The sequence below is a fragment of the Pseudomonas sp. NPDC088429 genome (assembly GCF_044753305.1).
In the GTDB taxonomy this organism is placed as follows: Bacteria; Pseudomonadota; Gammaproteobacteria; order Pseudomonadales; family Pseudomonadaceae; genus Aquipseudomonas; species Aquipseudomonas rustica.
Genome location: NZ_JBIVMX010000066.1, coordinates 1 through 18020, shown reverse-complemented (window position 1 = coordinate 18020; position 18020 = coordinate 1). Strand labels below are relative to the sequence as shown.

The window sequence follows — 18020 nt, the reverse complement described above, 5'->3', positions numbered from 1 at the left end:
GAGGTTCCATGCCCAATCGCCCGCCTCTCGACGCCATCACCGCCCGCTGGTTGCCGTGGGTCGTGGCCATTGCGTTTTTCATGCAGTCTCTCGACGGCACCATTCTCAACACCGCCCTGCCCGCCATGGCCCGCGATCTCGCCGAGGATCCGCTGCGCATGCAGGGTGTGATCATCGCCTACATGCTCACCGTGGCATTGCTGATCCCCGCCTCTGGCTGGATCGCCGACCGCTTCGGCACCAAGAAAATCTTCTTCGGTGCGATTCTGCTGTTCAGCTTCGGCTCGCTGCTTTGTGCGCTGTCGAGCAGCCTGAGCATGCTGATCGGCGCTCGCGTCATTCAAGGCCTGGGCGGTGCGTTGATGCTGCCGGTCGGGCGACTGGTGGTGTTGCGCGCTTATCCGCGATCCGAACTGGTGCGGATCATGGGCTTTATCACCATTCCCGGTCTGCTCGGCCCGTTGATCGGCCCGACCATGGGCGGCTGGATGGTCGAATACCTGACGTGGCACTGGATCTTTCTGATCAACCTGCCGGTCGGCGTTATCGGCTGCTACGCGGTGTGGAAATTCATTCCCGACCTGCGCGGCACTGAACGTACGCGCTTCGATAGCTTGGGTTTCCTGCTGTTCGGCGCGGCGATGATCCTGATCACCATCGCCATGGAAGGCCTTGGCGAATTGCATCTGCCGCACCTGCGCGTGATGTTGCTGCTGTTCGGCGGCATGGCCTGTCTGGCGGCGTACTGGTTGCGTGCCGGGCATATCGAAAACCCGCTGTTCGCGCCGTCACTGTTCAAGACCCGCACTTTTGCCGTCGGCATTCTTGGCAACCTGTTTGCGCGTCTGGGCAGCGGCGCATTGCCGTTTCTGGTGCCGTTGCTGCTGCAAGTCGCGCTGGGTTATTCACCGTCACAAGCGGGGATGAGCATGCTGCCGCTGGCCGCTGCGGCGATGATCGCCAAGTGGGTGGCGCGACCGTTGATTGAGCGGCTTGGTTACCGCATCGTCCTCACCGGCAACACGCTGGCGCTGGGGATCATGCTGGCGAGCATGGGCCTGGTCAGCGAGCAGACGCCGTACTGGTTGCTGTTGTGTCTGCTGGCGGTACTTGGCGCGATCAACTCGCTGCAGTTTACGGCGATGAACACGGTGACGTTGATCGATCTGGATGACGCGAGCGCCAGTAGCGGCAACAGTTTGCTATCGGTGGTGGCGCAGTTGTCGTTGAGTCTAGGTGTTGCCTGCGCGGGTGCGTTGCTTGGCGGGTTTACGGCGGAGGTCGGTAATGATGGTGTGGAGACTGTGCTAGGTGCCTTCCAGCTGACCTTTGTCACGGTCGGGATCATGGCGATGTTGGCGGCGACGATATTCTCACAGCTGTCGAAAGAAGACGGCCGCCGCGCGAAACGGCCGGAAGAACACATTGAACATTAATTTGCCATGCTGGCTTTTGTGGCGAGAGGATTTATCCCCGTTGGGTTGCGCAGCAGCCCCAAAAGGTTAATGCGATCGGTCTGATGTACCGAGGTGGCAGGTATAGGGGGGTGCTGCGCACCCCAACGGGGATAAATCCCCTCGCCACAGGTAAATCCTTCACTTCTGGTTTTAGTCACTGTTCGTCCAGAACTTTCGAGGAAAGTGGCACGGGGCTGCTACACTGCGCGACATTTTGTTTTGCAGGCCAGTCCCGTGACCACCATCGCCACCGCTTTTAATACTCTGCCGCTGTCCGCCGCCATGCTGGCTAACCTCGAATCCCTCGGTTATGCCCAGATGACGCCGATCCAGGCGCAGAGCTTGCCGGTGATCCTCAAAGGGATGGATCTGATCGCTCAGGCCAAGACCGGCAGCGGCAAAACCGCCGCGTTCGGCATCGGTCTGCTTAACCCGATCAACCCGCGCTATTTCGGTTGCCAGGCGCTGGTGATCTGCCCGACGCGTGAGCTGGCCGACCAGGTCGCCAAGGAAATCCGTCGTCTGGCCCGTGCCGAAGACAACATCAAAGTCCTGACCCTGTGCGGCGGCGTGTCGTTTGGCCCGCAGATCGCTTCGCTTGAACACGGCGCGCACATCATCGTCGGCACCCCGGGGCGCATTCAGCAGCATCTGCGCAAAGGTTCGCTGGTGCTCGATGGCCTGAACACGCTGATCCTCGACGAAGCCGATCGCATGCTCGACATGGGCTTCTACGACGCCATCGAAGACATCATCGTCAAGACCCCGGAGCGTCGTCAGACCCTGCTGTTCTCCGCGACGTACCCGGTGGGCATCAAGCAACTGGCGTCGAAATTCATGCGTGACCCGCAAACGGTGAAAGCCGAAGCGTTCCACGATGACACGCAGATCGAGCAGCGCTTCTACGAGATTTCCCCGGAAGATCGCATGAGCGTGGTGACCAAAGTCCTGCACCACTTCCGCCCGGCGTCGTGCGTGGCGTTCTGCTTCACCAAGCAACAAGTGCAGGAAACCGTCGATCACCTGACCGCCAAAGGTATTTCCGCCGTCGGCCTGCACGGCGATCTGGAACAGCGTGATCGCGATCAGGTGCTGGCGATGTTCGCCAACCGCAGTACTTCGGTACTGGTTGCCACCGACGTTGCCGCCCGTGGTCTGGACATCGATGCGCTGGACATGGTGATCAACGTCGAACTGGCGCGCGATTCGGAAATCCACATTCACCGCGTCGGCCGTACCGGTCGCGCTGGCGAGAAAGGCATCGCGATCAGCCTGGTTGCACCGGGCGAAGCGCATCGCGCGCAAGCCATCGAGCAACTGCAGAAATCGCCGTTGAACTGGGATCAGGTCGATAACCTCAAGTCCCAGGGCCTCGCCCCGCTGCAGCCGCCGATGACCACGCTGTGCATCGGTGCTGGCCGTAAAGACAAGGTTCGTCCGGGCGACATTCTGGGTGCACTGACGGGTGATGCCGGTATTCCGGGCGCGCAGGTTGGCAAGATCGCGATCTTCGATTTCCAGGCTTATGTGGCTGTAGACCGCACCGTGGCCATGCAAGCGTTGCAGCGCCTGAACGACGGCAAGATCAAGGGCCGTTCGCTGCGCGTGCGTATCCTGTAACCGATCTTCCATTTAACGAAGATCCCCTGTGGGAGCGAGCTTGCTCGCGAATGCAATCTGTCAGTCGACATCACGTTGAATGACACACCGCTTTCGCGAGCAAGCTCGCTCCCACAGTTTGTTTTGTAGCGACCCACCATGAGGACACCGTTTTGCGCTCTACCGAAGTCGTGATCATTGGCGCTGGCGCCGCTGGGTTGATGTGTGCACTGACCGCCGCCGGGCGTGGGCGTCAGGTGTTGCTGCTCGACCATGCGAACAAGGCCGGCAAGAAAATCCTGATGTCGGGCGGTGGCCGCTGCAATTTCACCAACATGTACACCGAACCGAGCAATTTTCTCTCGCAGAATGCGCACTTCTGCAAATCCGCACTGGCGCGTTACACCCAGTGGGATTTCATCGGCATGGTCGGCAAACACGCCGTGCCGTACCACGAGAAAAAACTCGGCCAGCTGTTCTGCGATAACAAATCCAGCGACATCCTCGAAATGCTCCTCACCGAGTGCGATCAGGCCGGCGTCGAGCTGCACCTCGACACGTCGATTCAGACCATCGAGAAAGTCGAGAGCGGTTACCTGCTCGACACCACCCTTGGTCAGGTTCAGTGCCAGTCGCTGGTGATCGCTACCGGCGGCCTGTCGATCCCGACGCTGGGCGCCACCGGTTTTGGTTATCAAGTGGCCAAGCAGTTCGGTCACGAATTGCTGCCGACCCGCGCCGGCCTGGTGCCGTTCACCATCACCGATCAGCTCAAGGAGTTGTGCACCGAGCTGTCCGGGACGTCGGTGGATTGTCTGGTCAGCTGCAACGATCAGAGCTTTCGCGAGAACATCCTGTTCACTCACCGCGGCCTCAGCGGCCCGGCGATTTTGCAGATCTCGTCGTTCTGGGAATCGGGCGATACAGTGGAGATCAACCTGCTGCCGGATCACGACGCGGCGAGCTGGCTGCAACAGCAAGTGGCCGAGCGCCCGAACAGTGAATTGAAAACTCTGCTCGGTGAGATTTTCACCAAGAAGATGGCCAACCTGCTGGCGGACAACTGGTTTGTCTCCAAACCGATGAAGCAGTACACCCACGCAGAGCTGGCGGAAATCGCCGAGAAGCTGGGCAGCTGGAAAGTCGTGCCGGCGGGGACTGAAGGTTATCGCACGGCCGAAGTGACTCTCGGTGGCGTCGATACCCGCGAAGTGTCGTCCAAAACCATGGAATCGCTGAAAAGCCCCGGCCTGTATTTCATTGGCGAAGTGCTCGACGTCACCGGGCATCTGGGCGGCTTCAACTTCCAGTGGGCCTGGGCCTCCGGCTACGCCGCCGCGCAATACGCCTGACCGAAACAACACTCCCCCTGTAGGAGCTGCCGAAGGCTGCGATCTTTTGATCTTGATTTTAAAAAACAGGATCAAAAGATCGCAGCCTTCGGCAGCTCCTACAAGGGGTCGCGAGGCGATCAAGGAACACTTTTTGCTGTCAGATGTGATCGCCGCCATTGCGTCGGCGTCATTACTGGCTCAATTTAGCGGCATCGCCTCGGAAGGCCTTCGCACTTCATGTCCTCGACCTCGTTTCGTCAGTCTTTGCGGCGCCTGTGGGCGCTGGATAAATTCAGCTACAGCGTGCGGGTGTTCATCGCCCTGACCGGCAGCATGGCGCTGTGTTGGTATCAGGATGAAATGGGCCTGTTGATCCCGTTGTTCCTCGGCATCATCGCCAGCGCCCTGGCCGAAACCGACGACAGTTGGCAGGGCCGCCTCAATGCCCTCGCCGTGACGCTGGTGTGTTTCAGCATCGCCGCGCTGTCGGTGGAATTGCTCTTCCCCTACCCCATCGTGTTTGCCATTGCCCTGGCGCTGGCGAGTTTCGGCCTGACCATGCTCGGTGCGCTCGGCGAGCGTTATGGGGCGATTGCTTCGGCGACATTAATCCTCTCCGTGTACACGATGATCGGCGTGGATCAGCGCGGCGGCGCGGTCACCGATTTCTGGCACGAACCGATGCTGCTGGTCGCCGGCGCCGCGTGGTACGGCTTGCTCTCGGTGTTGTGGCAGGCGCTGTTTTCCAATCAACCGGTGCAGCAAAGTCTGGCGCGATTGTTTCGCGAACTGGGCTATTACCTGAAGCTGAAATCCTCGCTGTTCGAGCCGATTAGGCAGATGGACGTCGAATCGCGGCGTCTGGAACTGGCCCAGCAAAACGGTCGTGTGGTGGCGGCGCTGAACAGTGCCAAGGAAATCATCCTGCACCGGGTCGGCAACGGTCGCCCCGGCTCGAAAGTCAGCCGCTACTTGAAGCTGTACTTCCTCGCGCAGGACATTCACGAACGCGCCAGTTCTTCGCACTATCCGTACAACGCCCTCGCTGATGCGTTTTTCCACAGCGACGTGCTGTTCCGCTGCCAACGCCTGTTGCGCCAGCAAGGCAAAGCCTGCCGAGCGCTGGCCGAGTCGATCCAGTTGCGTCAGCCGTTCATCTACGACGCCAGTTTCGCCGAAGCCCTCAGCGACCTCGACGCGTCCCTCGAACACCTGCGCATCCAGAGCAATCCGGCCTGGCGCGGGCTGCTGCGCTCGCTGCGCGCACTGGCCGCCAACCTCGGCACCCTCGACCGCTTGCTCAGCGACGCGAGCAACCCCGATGCCTTGGCTGACGCGACCGACAGCAGCCTGCTCGACCGTTCACCACGCAATTTCAAAGACGTGTGGATTCGCCTGCGCACACAACTGACGCCGACGTCGCTGCTGTTCCGTCATGCCCTGCGCCTGCCATTGGCACTGAGTATCGGCTACGGCATGGTGCATTTGATTCACCCGTCGCAAGGCTACTGGATCATTCTCACCACGCTGTTCGTCTGCCAGCCGAACTACGGCGCGACGCGGCGCAAACTCGGTCAGCGGATCTTCGGCACCGCCATCGGCCTGACCGTGGCGTGGGCGCTGTTCGATCTGTTCCCGAACCCGCTGGTGCAATCGTGTTTCGCCATCGCTGCCGGTGTGGTGTTCTTTACCAACCGCACCACGCGCTACACCTTGGCGACCGCCGCGATCACCATCATGGTGTTGTTCTGCTTCAATCAGGTCGGCGACGGTTACGGGCTGTTCCTGCCACGGCTGTTCGATACCTTGCTCGGCAGCTTGATTGCGGGGCTCGCGGTGTTCCTGTTCCTGCCGGACTGGCAGGGTCGACGCCTGAACAAAGTGCTGGCCAACACCCTGACCTGCAACAGCGTCTATCTGCGGCAGATCATGCAGCAATACGCCGCTGGCAAAAGCGACGACCTCGCTTATCGTCTGGCCCGGCGCAATGCACACAACGCCGATGCCGCGCTGTCGACGACGCTGGCGAACATGCTCATGGAGCCGGGGCATTTCAGGAAGGAAGCGGATGTCGGTTTCCGCTTTCTGGTGTTGTCGCACACCTTGTTGAGCTATCTGTCCGGCCTGGGCGCGCATCGCGAGACGCAGTTGCCAGCTGAGGTGCGCGAGCAGTTGATCGATGGCGCCGGAGTGAAACTGGCGGCAAGCATTGATGAAATTGCTCAGGGGCTTGCGAGTAAACAGCCGATTGCGATTCAGAGTGATGAAGAAGAAGCGCTGGCCAATGAGCTGGAGCAGATGGCCGATGAGATTGATGAAGGGCAGCGGTTGGTGCAGACGCAGTTGGCGTTGATCTGTCGTCAGTTGGGGCCGTTGCGCACTTTGGCGGCGCATCTGATCAAGGATACCAGTGAGATTAGTGCTGGCTGACAGGACGCCTTCGCGAGCAAGCTCGCTCCCACATTTGTTCTGTGTCGTTCACAAATCCAATGTGGGAGCGAGCTTGCTCGCGAAGAGGCCATCAGGAACAACACAACTCTGGGATCAGAAACTCACATCCCATGCTGGCGCAGCATCCGCTCATAACTCCCATCCGCCTTCATCGCCGCAATCGCCTTATCAAACCCCGCGACAATCTGCGCATGCTGCGGATTCTTCAGGCTGACCAAAATATGCAGGCTGTTCTCACTCAACGGCTTGGGCAAAAATTCCACGGAATTGCGCACCTTGGCTGATTCCCGCGCCAGGTAATACTTCGCCACGTATTCATCTTCCAGCGTCAACTTGACCCGATCCGCCGCGAGCATGCGCACGGCCATGGCGAAGTTATGCACAGGGATTTTTTGCAACGCCGTGTCGGCATCGAACGGCGCTGAATACGCATAACCGCGCACCACCGCAATCGGATAGGTGTGCAGTTGTTGCAGATTGGAATAGTCGAGTGGCGTGTCTTTGCGCTTGAGAAAGCGGATGCGGTTGAGCAGATATTCGCCGGAAAACTGCCCGAGTCTGGTGCGGTCTTCGTTGTACCAAGCGTTGACCAACACGTCATAACGCCCTTCGCCCACCCCCATCAGCGCCCGTGCCCACGGCACTTGCTCGTAGCCGCTGGCATAACCGGCGCGGGCCAGCGCGGTGCTGACGATGTCGGTGGCCAGCCCGCCATTGACCAGCGTGTCGTCGGTAAAGGGCGGCCAGATATCAAACACCAGCCGCAGCTTGTCCGCTGCAGCGGTTTGAGCCAGCAGGAGCAGTCCGATCAACGCAAAGGCTCGATACACACGCGGCATGCTTGAAAATCCTTAGCGGGCGGGCTGCCCGGCCTGTTTTCAGTCAAAACCCCAAGGCCCCTTACCGGCAAAACCCAGGCACTAACAGTAGCTCAACGGAGCCAGTGCACAGCGCTCTCCAGCAGATTACACAAAGACGTGACGACCGCGAGAAAGGAATGATGGCATTTTGATCTTTGTCACAGACTCTTACGCCATGCAGACATCAAAGGCGTGGACGCTTAGTATCCGGACACACGTTCAAGGAGTCGGCAAATGAATATCGAGTGGATCTGCAAACATCACAGCGATCTGGGCAAGGAGCAGCTGTACGCCATTTTGAAGCTGCGCTCGGAAGTGTTCGTGGTTGAACAGAAATGTGCCTACCTGGATCCCGATGGTCAGGATCTGGCCGGCGACACCTGCCATTTGATGGGTTGGGCCGATGATCAACTGGTCGCCTACCTGCGCCTGCTGGATCCGGAATCCCAGGGCGGTGACGTGGTGATTGGCCGCGTGCTGACCTCAACGGAAGGACGCGGTAAAGGCCTGGGCCACGAGATGCTGGAAGAGGCGTTGAAACAGGCTGAGAAGAACTGGCCAGCGATACCGATCTATCTGTCGGCGCAGGCGCATTTGCAGGGGTATTACGGCAAGTACGGGTTTGTGGTGGCGGGTGAGGAATATCTGGAGGATGACATTCCGCATATTGGAATGCGTCGCTCCTGAATCAGCCCTCACCCTAGCCCTCCCGAAACGTCGGACCGCCCAGAGGGAGAGGGGACTGACCGCGTTGTCTGGCGCTATACGCCGACCTGAAAAACCGCATCGATTATGGATTCAGAAGCACTCGTTCACGTCGGCGTACTTCTCCAATATCCCCCAATCAGTCCCCTCTCCCTCCGGGAGAGGGCTAGGGTGAGGGGCTCTATGGATATTCCAATACAGCCTTGATCTGCCGCAAATTCCGCTCAATCCACCCCCGATCAATCGCCCCCCACTCGCGAATCCGATAACGCCCGGCATGGTTGCGTGCGCCCTCTTCTTGCTCGAATTCACAAATGATGTCCAGATCCGCCAACGCCGCGATCGTGTCCTGCGCCGTGCGCCGGGGCATGCCGGTCACTTCGGTCAGCGTCGGCACACTCGGCGCCAGGCCGCTGTCGATCAGGTACGCCACGTATAGGCGGCGATAGAAACTGCTTTTGGTCTTGCTGACGTCCATGCATGGGCCCATTAATTGGAAAATCAAAAGATCGCAGCCTGCGGCAGCTCCTACAAATCCCGCCACGTCAGGTACACGCGCAGATCAAACTCGATCTGGTGATACCCCGGCAGCATGTGCTCGCACAATTTATAAAACGCCTTGTTGTGATCCGACTCTTTGAAGTGCGCCAGTTCATGCACGACGATCATTTTCAGAAAGTCCGGCGCGGCCTCCTTGAACAACGAGGCGATACGAATTTCTTTCTTCGATTTGAGCTTGCCGCCCTGCACCCGCGACACCGTGGTGTGTAGACCGAGGGCGCGGTGGGTCAGGTCGAGGCGGTTGTCGAACAGCACCTTGTCGATGGCCGGGGCGTTGCGCAGGTATTCCTGCTTGAGATCCAGCGCGTAGCTGTACAACGCCTTGTCGCTCTGCACATCGTGCCGCCCCGGATAACGCTGGCTCAGGTAATCGCCCAAACGTCCTTCGGCGATCAGTTGGCGCACCTGATCCTGCAATTGCGCGGGATAGGCCTGGAGGTACTTCAACACGGTCATGGACGGGCGGCACGGTTCGAAAAAAAGGTGCGCCAGTGTAGCGAATTCAACCGGGCAGCGCGCTCCAGTCGAAAGGCTCGGCGAAGCTGGCGGCGTCTTCGGCGATCAATGGCCGTGCGACAAGGAAACCTTGCACGTACTCGCAGCCATGCGCCTGCAGCCATTGGTATTGCTCGATGGTTTCGACCCCTTCGGCGATCACCAGCAAACCGTACTGTTTGCAAAGGTTGATCACCGTGCTGACCAGTGAGGCGTCGCGCGCAGAGTCCGGCAATCGAGCGATGAGATGGCGATCAAGTTTGAGTGTGTCCAGCTCCAGATCACGCAGATGCGCCAGCGAACACGGGCCAGAACCGAAATCATCCAGTGCCACCCGCACGCCGAGATTGCGCAGCAAGCGCAGTTGCTTGCGGGTTTCGTCAGGGTTTTGCATCAAGGCTTCTTCGGTGACTTCAACTTCCAGTTGCCGAGGCTGCAGCGCATGGCGCTCCATGACCTGACGCAATTCAGTGACCAGATTCGGCATGCTGAACTGGGTGTTGCTCAAACTCACACCAAGCACCAGATCTTCAGCGAACAAGGTTTCCCAGGCTTTGCGTTGACCAGCGCCGCGATGATAAATCCAGCTGCCGAGCCGACTGATCAACCGCGCCTCTTCGAGCAACGGTAAAAACAGCCCTGGCGGAACATCGCCAACGCTCGGGTGCTGCCAGCGTAGCAGTGCTTCAAACCCACGGATCTGGCCAGTGTCGATGGCCACTTGCGGCTGATAAACGAGATTGAAATCACGGTTCTCGATGGCGGTGCGCACGCTCTCTTCGAGCATCAAGCGCGAACGGGCGCGGCCATTCATTTCGTGATCATAGAAGCGATATTGCTGACGACCGGCGCGTTTGGCTTCGTACATGGCAATGTCCGAGGCGCGCAGCAGTCCGTCGAGGTTTGAGCCGCAGTCCGGAAACGTCGCGATGCCGATACTGGCGCCGAGGGCGATATCCAGTCCTTCGATTTGCTGGCAGATGGAAACGCGCTCGATGAGTTTCTCGGCGATCTTTGCCGCTTGCTCAGGGAATTCCAGATCCAGCAGTGCGGTGAATTCATCGCCGCCCATACGCGCGAGGATATCGAACGGTCGCAGGCAAGCCTTCAACTGTTCAGAGACCCAGCGCAACACGCGGTCGCCGGCATCGTGACCCAGCGAATCGTTGACCCGTTTGAAGCCATCGAGATCCAGATACAGCAGCACCCAACTGCTGTCGCTGCGCTCCCCACGCAGCAGCAGGTTTTCAACGGTCTGGTAGAAACCTCGGCGATTGAGCAAACCGGTCAAAGGATCGGTAACCGCTTGGAATTCCAGTTGCTGATGAAGGTGACGTACGACCGACATGTCCAGCACGGTCACCACCATCGCGTGCTGCTCAGACGGCAGCGCAGCACATGAAAGTGCCACCGGCACCTGCTGCCCCGGCGCGGTGCGTAATAAAGCGTCGTGCAGTCTTAGGGTTTCCCCGCGTTTGTAGCCGGCATAAAACTCGGAATCGGCCCACACGGGAATGTGCGGTTTCTGCAGGTAGTCGAGAAACTCCTTACCCTCCAGCTCCGTTACTGGCGCGTTGAGCAACCGAGAAATCGCCGGGTTGGCAAAACGGATCACGCCGTCCTCGCCCACCACCAAAATCCCTTCGGCAGCGTTATCCAATACCGAAGCATTAAAGGCTCGCGCCGCTTCCAGATCATGACTCAAACGCTGCAAGGCGCGGCGATTACGCTGGTGTTCCAGCAACGCCTGCACCTTGGGCTTGAGAATCTGTGGATCGAACGGTTTGAACAGGTAATCCACTGCACCGCTGGCGTAACCCTTGATCACGGCATCCTGAGATTGCTCGTTGGCGGTGAGGAAAATAATTGGCGTAAGGCGCGTACGCTGACTGCCGCGCATCAGCCGCGCGACCTCGAAACCGTCCATACCCGGCATCTGCACATCGAGCAGTACCAGATCGACGTCGTGTTCCAGCAACAGACTGAGCGCCTCGAAACCGGAGGCGGCGGTGATGACCTGCCAGTCCTGACGCTGCAGCAACGCGCGCATGCTGATCAGGTTTTCAGGGTAATCATCAACAATCAGTAGGACAGAGTTGCCTTCACCTGGCGGGGGTTGCGCGCATTCCATGCTGCTTCTCTTCTCGGGACTACAGGTCGGTTCCGGTAAAAACCGTACACATACTGAGCGTTCACTCTAGTCCGGGATCTGTAAAAGCAATAGCTGTCATCAGGCCATCATTTAACCAAACGTGCCATTTACCGACTAACGGTCACCGCTGCAGCCCCCGGAATCCGGGAAAGATGGCATTTCGACAGGATGTTGACGTCAATCATCTGCCAAACGGGCGTTAACAAAAAACGCCTCTACGCTTATAAAGGCCGCCCCCAAAAGACGCGGGCTAGAGCTCCTGGCACCCGCGTTCAGGATGAATTGAGTGGAAGAACCGACATGATCGATCTCGCAACCTGGAACCTCAGCGTTCCCGTCGGCAGTCCGCCGTACACCGTCGAAACCTCAAAACTGGTGAATGGCTTCAAAGATCAGTACTTCCATTCCGACACCGGCACCTTGTTCTTCTGGTCACCGGTCACCGGCTCTAAAACCGAAAACGCCATCTATCCGCGCACTGAACTGCGCGAGACTTACAGCAATGGCACGCTGCGCAACTGGTACTACCCCGACGCCGACAACTTGCTGCGCGCGACGGTTACGGTCAACAAAGTGCCGAGCTCGGGCAAAATCGTGATCGGCCAGATTCATGCGTATGAAAGCCAGCGGCCAATGGTGAAACTTGAATATCAGTACAAGACCAAGACTGAAACCGGCAATCTCGTGATCAAAGTGCGCATGCACCCGGATGACAAAGAAAGCCGCGTTATTACCTTGGCCACCGGGATCAAACTGGATAACGAGTTCAACTACCTCATTCACCTGAGCCCGGGCGGCGCGCTAGGCGTGAGCGCGGCCGGTTATCAATGGGATTCCCAGATCAGCGCAACGTGGCGGAATAAGCCGCTGTACTTCAAGGCCGGGGTTTATGTGCAAGACAACACCGGCTACACCAGCGAAGGCGGTCAGGTGACCTTCACCAAACTGGATATCGATCACGATAAATGATCCATCACCAACCCCACAGTACTGTAGGAGCAGCCTCAGGCTGCCTCTACGGTGGGAATAATCTTTTGCGGCGCACCGATTAACAAGTAGTTCAGCACGCAATTTACCCTCCGTGTAAACGTAGTACCAAATGCAAAGTTGAGTTCTCCTTGATTCCATAGGAGTCCAACGTGCGCCCATCTTGGAGCTCCCTGCCTGCAAACAATAGTCGTTGCCGATCAGGAACAGTACCTTCTTTGTCCTGAATTTTTGCTTTTACAATTTCTATCGAATCTGACGTACTAACGGTCAGTTTTATTATCCTTCCGGCTCCTGCATCAACGGATAAAAATTTAGCCTCGGGTTTAAAGCTGACAATCCTTTTAATCAACACGACTCTAATATCACCATCACCGCCTTCGCCAACAATCGTCAGCATTGAACTATCTTTTTCTTTCAGCTTACCTGTAAATATCCGATGCTCCTGCGCGCCTGTGATCGCATCATTAAAGACATATTCTACAACGACCCCATCACCCAATAGAGTCGAGTCCAATTGAGCCTGAATTATCGCATCCATAATAATATTCTTTACCTAGATCAAATGAGGCTGGAATTTTCATCCTCTGAACATGGAACCACCACTGTCAAAGCTGACAGTTTTTAATAACAATTTAGAATTAAAAATCAGGAAAACCAATAAGAAGCTCATTCAATGTTTGGAGCGGCAAACAGTGGCATTCGGCTAAGGCCATTCCCGCTGACACGCCACAAAGTCATCCCAGTAGAGAAAGGCACTTATCCGTCGGCATGATCGCGTATGCACGGGTGCTGGGTGCGCGTGAACTCGCAGTCGTTCCAGCCGCCATGCCAACCCTTGAAGAGCTTGGGGATTTATTCGAATGAAATGACCTCGCTCCAAGTCAGCACTCCTGAGGGCAATAGCGGTCGGGTTTTCAGCGCGCGACGTGGTGAAATAAGCCGCTGTACTTCAAGGCCGGGGTTTACGTGCAAGACAACACCGGCTACACCAGCGAAGGCGGCCAGGTGACCTTTACCAAACTGGATATCGATCACGATAAATAACCCACCGAGGCCCCCCACCCCCCGGTGGGAGTTGGCTTTCCAACGATGACGGCCTCGCAGACACCTCCTACCTGGCAGATCACATCCGATCCAACTGTAGGAGTGAGCCTGCTCGCGATGTCGGACCAGCATTCAACATCTGTGCTGAATGACCCACCGCGATCGCGAGCAGGCTCACTCCTACAAAGTTTCATCGCTGCGACAGGTCGACATTCTTAATACCCATGACTCAGTACTCCATGACTTGACGTAGGATTTTAGGCGGGGCCATTCGAACAAACTGCCCACTGTCAAACCTGACAGTCTTTTATAATTTTTTGCGATACGCCCCCTCTTTTCTAAGAAAGCCTCTGGCTAATCTCGACAACTATGAAATGCCAATGATGGATAGCCGTTCGTCGAGACTGTTATTTCTAACAGGTGTGCAAAACTGGTCACTCGTTTAAAAATAGCCCGAGCCCCCCCCCACAACATGAAGGATCGAGCAATGGCCACCACCACCATTCACAGCATTACCGTCACTGGCAACACCGCCCTTGTAAAAGGGCAAGGACCGGCAAACGCCCGAATCTTCGTTGCGATTAAAACAGCAGGAATTATGCTCGGACAGGGCACCTCGTTCGGCAGTGGTAACTTGGAATTCAGACTCACAACTTGAACCCCGGAACCTACATTGCGGTAACGCGACAATTGGAGGAAAACGGTACTGTAGGTAACAATCTCGACTGGTCCAACGAGGTACCGTTTACGATTAGCTAATTTAGCTCTCGTAGTCATCAATAAATCCGCGACCTGCAGTTCGCTGGTGCGAAGCCTCACAAAGTGAAACAGGTGAATATTATGAGCATTGAAGTTACCAATTCGAATTTTGATCAAATTGTATTGAAATCTGCACTTCCCGTTTTGGTTCGTTTTTGGGCCGAATGGTGTGGCCCCTGCAAAGTGATCGCCCCCGTCATCGAGGAGCTATCCGATTCTTATCAAGGTCGTGCTATCTTTGTGAAAGTTAACGTCGATGAATGCGGGGAAATATCAGCAAAGTATGCCGTGCGTAATTTACCCTGCATCATTCTTTTTAAAAATGGTGAAGCCGTATTAACTAAGACAGGCGCCTCTCCTAAATCCGAATATGCGAAAATTATTGATAGCTATATCTAAACCACTTTTACAGCTGAGCCTAAAACACCTATCTATGCCATATACAAGAGGGTATTTCCCATATAACTTTTCCACAAAAAAAACCCGCCTCTCGGCGGGTTTCTTTAACAGGTCAAACCAAACGTTTAGTTAACCTTAGCGTTCAACTCACCTTTCAGATAACGCTGATACATCGCTTCCAGTGAGATCGGTTTGATCTTCGAAGCATTGCCCGCAGTACCGAACGCTTCATAACGAGCGATACAAACATCACGCATTGCGGTCACGGTCGCGCCGAAGAATTTACGTGGGTCGAATTCGCTCGGGTTGGTGGCCATCAGGCGACGCATGGCGCCGGTGGATGCCAGACGCAGGTCGGTGTCGATGTTGACCTTGCGCACGCCGTACTTGATGCCTTCGACGATTTCTTCAACCGGTACGCCGTAGGTTTCTTTGATGTCGCCGCCGTACTGGTTGATGATCGCCAGCCACTCTTGTGGCACCGACGAGGAACCGTGCATCACCAGGTGGGTGTTCGGGATGCGTTTGTGGATTTCCTTGATACGGTCGATCGCCAGCACGTCGCCAGTAGGTGGCTTGGTGAACTTGTAGGCGCCGTGGCTGGTGCCGATGGCGATGGCCAAGGCATCGACCTGGGTGCGTTTGACGAAGTCAGCGGCTTCTTCCGGGTCGGTCAGCATTTGGCTGTGATCCAGAACGCCTTCGGCGCCGATACCGTCTTCTTCACCGGCCATGCCGGTTTCCAGCGAACCCAGGCAGCCCAGCTCGCCTTCTACCGAAACGCCGCAGGCGTGAGCCATGGCCACGGTTTGTTGGGTAACGCGGACGTTGTAGTCGTAGTCGGTCGGGGTCTTGCCGTCTTCGCCCAGCGAGCCGTCCATCATTACCGAGCTGAAGCCCAGTTGGATCGAACGCTGGCAGACGTCAGGGCTGGTGCCGTGGTCCTGGTGCATGCACACCGGGATGTGCGGGAACTCTTCGATCGCGGCCAGGATCAGGTGACGCAGGAATGGTGCGCCGGCGTATTTGCGAGCGCCGGCCGAAGCCTGAACGATCACCGGGGAGTCAGTCTTGTCAGCGGCTTCCATGATGGCGCGCATCTGCTCAAGGTTGTTGACGTTGAAAGCTGGAACGCCGTAGCCGAATTCGGCTGCGTGGTCCAACATCTGGCGCATGCTGATAAGTGCCATTGTGTGTGTCTCTCCCGGTTGAGGGTCGTTAATCGTGCCAGCCTGCCGGAGCGGCGGCGGCTATTCAAGTGATTGCAGATCGGGGGTTGAGGCCCGGTCTGGTGATTCGATAAAGCAGAATCCTGAGAGCTACACAGAACCCCTGTGGGAGCGAGCTTGCTCGCGAATGCATTTCAACAGCCAACATTGATGCAAGCTGATCCACCGCTTTCGCGAGCAAGCTCGCTCCCACAGTTGGATCTGTTTCCACATTGGATCTGTGGTGTTGCAATTACTCGGCTTTGCAGCCGCGGCCGATCAGGTCATTGGTGGCGACCCAGTACACCAGGCCTTCCTCTCCCTTGACGTGGAACGCCAGCATGCCGTCGCTGTACAGCGTGCCCGAAGCGCCCGGCTCTTCTTTCAGGCGATAGACCTGATCACCGCCGCCCAGTCGAACGTCGACTTCCTTCTTGTCGGCATCGGCGTAGCGCCACAGCACTTTGGCCTGGCTGTCGCAGGTCCAGGTCGTCCAGTTATCCGCCGGGGCAGACGACTGGAACAGGTTCAACTGCGCGCAACCGCCCAACAATGCCAACGCCGCAATGGCGATCAAGCCTTTCATCCGTGTTCCTCGACTGACGGCGCACGCCGCCAGCCCTGAGTTAAAGAGTCAGACCCGTCAAGGACAACCATGTTCCTTGGCCGGGGTTTGCGTCTCGTATTTGTCCAGACCGTCCGGGCCCGAGCGCTTGTTCAGCACCGGGTTGGTTTCGGCCTGCCAGTCGGCCTGATAACAGCCCTTCTGCGACTCGCTCGGCGCCGGCGTAGCTTCGGCCTTCGGGTTACTCCCGCAGGCCGCCAGCGTACCGGTCAGCAACAACAGTGCTAACGACTTGACCATGTGAACACTCCTTTGCCTGGCCAAACGGGCGGCCTCAGGCCTTGGCCCGGCTTTCCAGGACTTCAACGGCTGGCAGCACTTTGCCCTCGACGAATTCGAGGAACGCGCCACCACCGGTGGAAATGTAGGAGATTTGCTCAGCCACGCCATATTTATCGATGGCGGCTAAGGTGTCGCCACCGCCAGCAATCGAGAATGCCGAGCTTTCCGCGATGGCTTGGGCCAGCACTTTGGTGCCGTTGCCGAACTGGTCGAATTCAAACACGCCGACCGGGCCGTTCCACAGAATGGTTTTCGACGATTTCAGCAGTTCGGCGAAGTTGGCTGCGGTTTGCGGGCCGATGTCGAGAATCATGTCGTCAGCAGCGACGTCAGCGATCAGCTTGACGGTGGCTTCTGCGGTCTCGGCAAATTCTTTGGCAACCACCACGTCAACCGGCAGCGGCACGCTGACTTTGGCGGCGATGGCGCGTGCGGTGTCGAGCAGATCCGGTTCGTACAGCGACTTGCCCACCGGGTGGCCAGCGGCCGCGAGGAAGGTGTTGGCGATGCCGCCGCCGACGATCAGTTGATTGCAGATCTGGCTCAGGCTGTTCAGCACGTCGAGTTTGGTCGACACCTTGGAGCCGGCAACAATGGCCGCCATTGGCTGAGCCGGTGCGCCCAGCGCTTTACCCAGTGCATCCAGTTCGGCGGCCAACAGTGGGCCAGCAGCGGCGACTTTGGCGAACTTGGCCACGCCGTGGGTCGAACCTTCGGCGCGGTGAGCGGTGCCGAACGCGTCCATCACGAACACGTCGCACAGGGCGGCGTATTGCTGGGCCAGTTCGTCAGCGTTCTTTTTCTCGCCTTTGTTGAAGCGCACGTTTTCGAACAGCACGATGTCGCCGGCCTTGACGTCAACGCCACCGAGGTAATCAGCCACCAGCGGCACTTCACGGCCCAGCGCTTTGCTCAGGTAGTCAGCGACAGGCTTGAGGCTGTTCTCGGCAGAGAACTCGCCTTCGGTCGGACGGCCAAGGTGCGAGCAGACCATCACGGCCGCGCCTTTTTCCAGGGCCAGCTTGATGGTCGGCAGCGAAGCCAGGTTACGCGCCTCGGTGGTGACGACACCGTCGGTGAGTGGGACGGTGAGGGCGGG

At 57.6% G+C, this 18020-nt stretch carries 17 protein-coding genes and 2 pseudogenes; 10 read left to right on the top strand and 9 right to left on the bottom strand.

Features of this window, described 5'->3' with window-relative positions:
- Positions 1–8 precede the first annotated feature (8 nt).
- The 4 genes from mdtD (at position 9) to yccS (ending at position 6820) form a co-directional block, all read left to right on the top strand.
- Positions 9–1436: a multidrug transporter subunit MdtD gene (gene mdtD, locus ACIP66_RS23955; RefSeq protein WP_008085779.1), complete on the top strand. Its 1428-nt coding sequence runs from the start codon at positions 9–11 to the stop codon at positions 1434–1436.
- 255 nt (positions 1437–1691) lie between these two features.
- A complete protein-coding gene (dbpA, locus tag ACIP66_RS23950) occupies positions 1692–3077 on the top strand; it encodes an ATP-dependent RNA helicase DbpA (RefSeq protein WP_008085781.1) in 1386 nt (461 codons plus the stop codon).
- Positions 3078–3229: 152 nt separating this feature from the next.
- Positions 3230–4408 (top strand): NAD(P)/FAD-dependent oxidoreductase, encoded by a 1179-nt coding sequence (locus ACIP66_RS23945; protein ID WP_159814763.1) that lies wholly within the window; start codon positions 3230–3232, stop codon positions 4406–4408.
- 219 nt (positions 4409–4627) lie between these two features.
- Positions 4628–6820 (top strand): YccS family putative transporter, encoded by a 2193-nt coding sequence (gene yccS / locus ACIP66_RS23940; protein ID WP_400651391.1) that lies wholly within the window; start codon positions 4628–4630, stop codon positions 6818–6820.
- Between the two features lie 122 nt (positions 6821–6942).
- Here yccS and ACIP66_RS23935 read toward each other — a convergent pair whose 3' ends face one another.
- Entirely contained in the window at positions 6943–7680 is a 738-nt protein-coding gene (locus ACIP66_RS23935; RefSeq protein WP_400651390.1) for a substrate-binding periplasmic protein, read from the bottom strand.
- A 255-nt stretch (positions 7681–7935) separates the two neighbouring features.
- Between ACIP66_RS23935 and ACIP66_RS23930 the strand changes: the two genes are divergently transcribed.
- Positions 7936–8388, top strand: coding sequence for a GNAT family N-acetyltransferase (locus tag ACIP66_RS23930; RefSeq protein WP_053124612.1), 453 nt, complete (start codon positions 7936–7938; stop codon positions 8386–8388).
- A 199-nt stretch (positions 8389–8587) separates the two neighbouring features.
- Here the strand turns inward: ACIP66_RS23930 and ACIP66_RS23925 are convergent, their stop codons facing one another.
- Genes ACIP66_RS23925 through ACIP66_RS23915 form a run of 3 tightly spaced genes read right to left on the bottom strand, consistent with a single transcriptional unit; the run spans position 8588 to position 11593 of the window.
- A complete protein-coding gene (locus ACIP66_RS23925; protein ID WP_016772794.1) occupies positions 8588–8884 on the bottom strand; it encodes a helix-turn-helix domain-containing protein in 297 nt (98 codons plus the stop codon).
- Between the two features lie 50 nt (positions 8885–8934).
- On the bottom strand, positions 8935–9423 hold the full coding sequence (locus ACIP66_RS23920) for a YgjP-like metallopeptidase domain-containing protein (protein WP_400651387.1): 489 nt from the start codon (positions 9421–9423) through the stop codon (positions 8935–8937).
- A gap of 46 nt (positions 9424–9469) precedes the next feature.
- Complete coding sequence (locus ACIP66_RS23915) at positions 9470–11593, bottom strand: bifunctional diguanylate cyclase/phosphodiesterase (protein WP_053124617.1); 2124 nt, start codon at positions 11591–11593, stop codon at positions 9470–9472.
- A gap of 321 nt (positions 11594–11914) precedes the next feature.
- On the opposite strand from ACIP66_RS23915, the gene ACIP66_RS23910 reads away from it, so the two are divergent.
- On the top strand, positions 11915–12583 hold the full coding sequence (locus ACIP66_RS23910; RefSeq protein WP_053124619.1) for a polysaccharide lyase family 7 protein: 669 nt from the start codon (positions 11915–11917) through the stop codon (positions 12581–12583).
- 103 nt (positions 12584–12686) lie between these two features.
- Here ACIP66_RS23910 and ACIP66_RS23905 read toward each other — a convergent pair whose 3' ends face one another.
- Positions 12687–13142, bottom strand: coding sequence for a ubiquitin-like protein (locus ACIP66_RS23905; RefSeq protein WP_400651384.1), 456 nt, complete (start codon positions 13140–13142; stop codon positions 12687–12689).
- A gap of 180 nt (positions 13143–13322) precedes the next feature.
- Here ACIP66_RS23905 and ACIP66_RS23900 point away from each other — a divergent pair.
- The 4 genes and pseudogenes from ACIP66_RS23900 to trxA form a co-directional block, all read left to right on the top strand.
- Positions 13323–13468, top strand: a pseudogene (locus ACIP66_RS23900) (transcriptional regulator); the annotation flags it as partial.
- Positions 13469–13537: 69 nt separating this feature from the next.
- Positions 13538–13648 (top strand): annotated as a pseudogene (locus ACIP66_RS23895) (polysaccharide lyase family 7 protein); the annotation flags it as partial.
- A gap of 487 nt (positions 13649–14135) precedes the next feature.
- Positions 14136–14306: a hypothetical protein gene (locus ACIP66_RS23890; RefSeq protein WP_400651381.1), complete on the top strand. Its 171-nt coding sequence runs from the start codon at positions 14136–14138 to the stop codon at positions 14304–14306.
- 182 nt (positions 14307–14488) lie between these two features.
- Positions 14489–14806: a thioredoxin gene (gene trxA, locus ACIP66_RS23885; RefSeq protein ID WP_400651379.1), complete on the top strand. Its 318-nt coding sequence runs from the start codon at positions 14489–14491 to the stop codon at positions 14804–14806.
- 125 nt (positions 14807–14931) lie between these two features.
- Here the strand turns inward: trxA and fba are convergent, their stop codons facing one another.
- From fba to ACIP66_RS23865, 4 genes are all read right to left on the bottom strand, one after another.
- Positions 14932–15996 carry a class II fructose-bisphosphate aldolase gene (fba, locus tag ACIP66_RS23880; protein ID WP_007913760.1) on the bottom strand — a complete coding sequence of 355 codons (1065 nt, stop codon included), beginning with the start codon at positions 15994–15996 and terminating at the stop codon, positions 14932–14934.
- A 271-nt stretch (positions 15997–16267) separates the two neighbouring features.
- On the bottom strand, positions 16268–16600 hold the full coding sequence (locus ACIP66_RS23875) for an MliC family protein (protein ID WP_159811850.1): 333 nt from the start codon (positions 16598–16600) through the stop codon (positions 16268–16270).
- Positions 16601–16657: 57 nt separating this feature from the next.
- On the bottom strand, positions 16658–16879 hold the full coding sequence (locus ACIP66_RS23870; RefSeq protein WP_007913756.1) for a hypothetical protein: 222 nt from the start codon (positions 16877–16879) through the stop codon (positions 16658–16660).
- Positions 16880–16913: 34 nt separating this feature from the next.
- Positions 16914–18020 (bottom strand): phosphoglycerate kinase (locus ACIP66_RS23865; RefSeq protein ID WP_400651376.1); only part of this gene is annotated, 1107 nt, incomplete at its 5' end.

Bases quoted from the DNA above. Each gene is read 5' to 3' on its own strand.
- mdtD (WP_008085779.1), top strand. From the start codon at position 9: ATGCCCAATCGCCCGCCTCTCGACGCCATCACCGCCCGCTGGTTGCCG.
- yccS (WP_400651391.1), top strand. From the start codon at position 4,628: ATGTCCTCGACCTCGTTTCGTCAGTCTTTGCGGCGCCTGTGGGCGCTG.
- ACIP66_RS23935 (WP_400651390.1), bottom strand. From the start codon at position 7,680: ATGCCGCGTGTGTATCGAGCCTTTGCGTTGATCGGACTGCTCCTGCTG.
- ACIP66_RS23930 (WP_053124612.1), top strand. From the start codon at position 7,936: ATGAATATCGAGTGGATCTGCAAACATCACAGCGATCTGGGCAAGGAG.
- ACIP66_RS23925 (WP_016772794.1), bottom strand. From the start codon at position 8,884: ATGGACGTCAGCAAGACCAAAAGCAGTTTCTATCGCCGCCTATACGTG.
- ACIP66_RS23920 (WP_400651387.1), bottom strand. From the start codon at position 9,423: ATGACCGTGTTGAAGTACCTCCAGGCCTATCCCGCGCAATTGCAGGAT.
- ACIP66_RS23915 (WP_053124617.1), bottom strand. From the start codon at position 11,593: ATGGAATGCGCGCAACCCCCGCCAGGTGAAGGCAACTCTGTCCTACTG.
- ACIP66_RS23910 (WP_053124619.1), top strand. From the start codon at position 11,915: ATGATCGATCTCGCAACCTGGAACCTCAGCGTTCCCGTCGGCAGTCCG.
- ACIP66_RS23905 (WP_400651384.1), bottom strand. From the start codon at position 13,142: ATGGATGCGATAATTCAGGCTCAATTGGACTCGACTCTATTGGGTGAT.
- ACIP66_RS23890 (WP_400651381.1), top strand. From the start codon at position 14,136: ATGGCCACCACCACCATTCACAGCATTACCGTCACTGGCAACACCGCC.
- trxA (WP_400651379.1), top strand. From the start codon at position 14,489: ATGAGCATTGAAGTTACCAATTCGAATTTTGATCAAATTGTATTGAAA.
- fba (WP_007913760.1), bottom strand. From the start codon at position 15,996: ATGGCACTTATCAGCATGCGCCAGATGTTGGACCACGCAGCCGAATTC.
- ACIP66_RS23875 (WP_159811850.1), bottom strand. From the start codon at position 16,600: ATGAAAGGCTTGATCGCCATTGCGGCGTTGGCATTGTTGGGCGGTTGC.
- ACIP66_RS23870 (WP_007913756.1), bottom strand. From the start codon at position 16,879: ATGGTCAAGTCGTTAGCACTGTTGTTGCTGACCGGTACGCTGGCGGCC.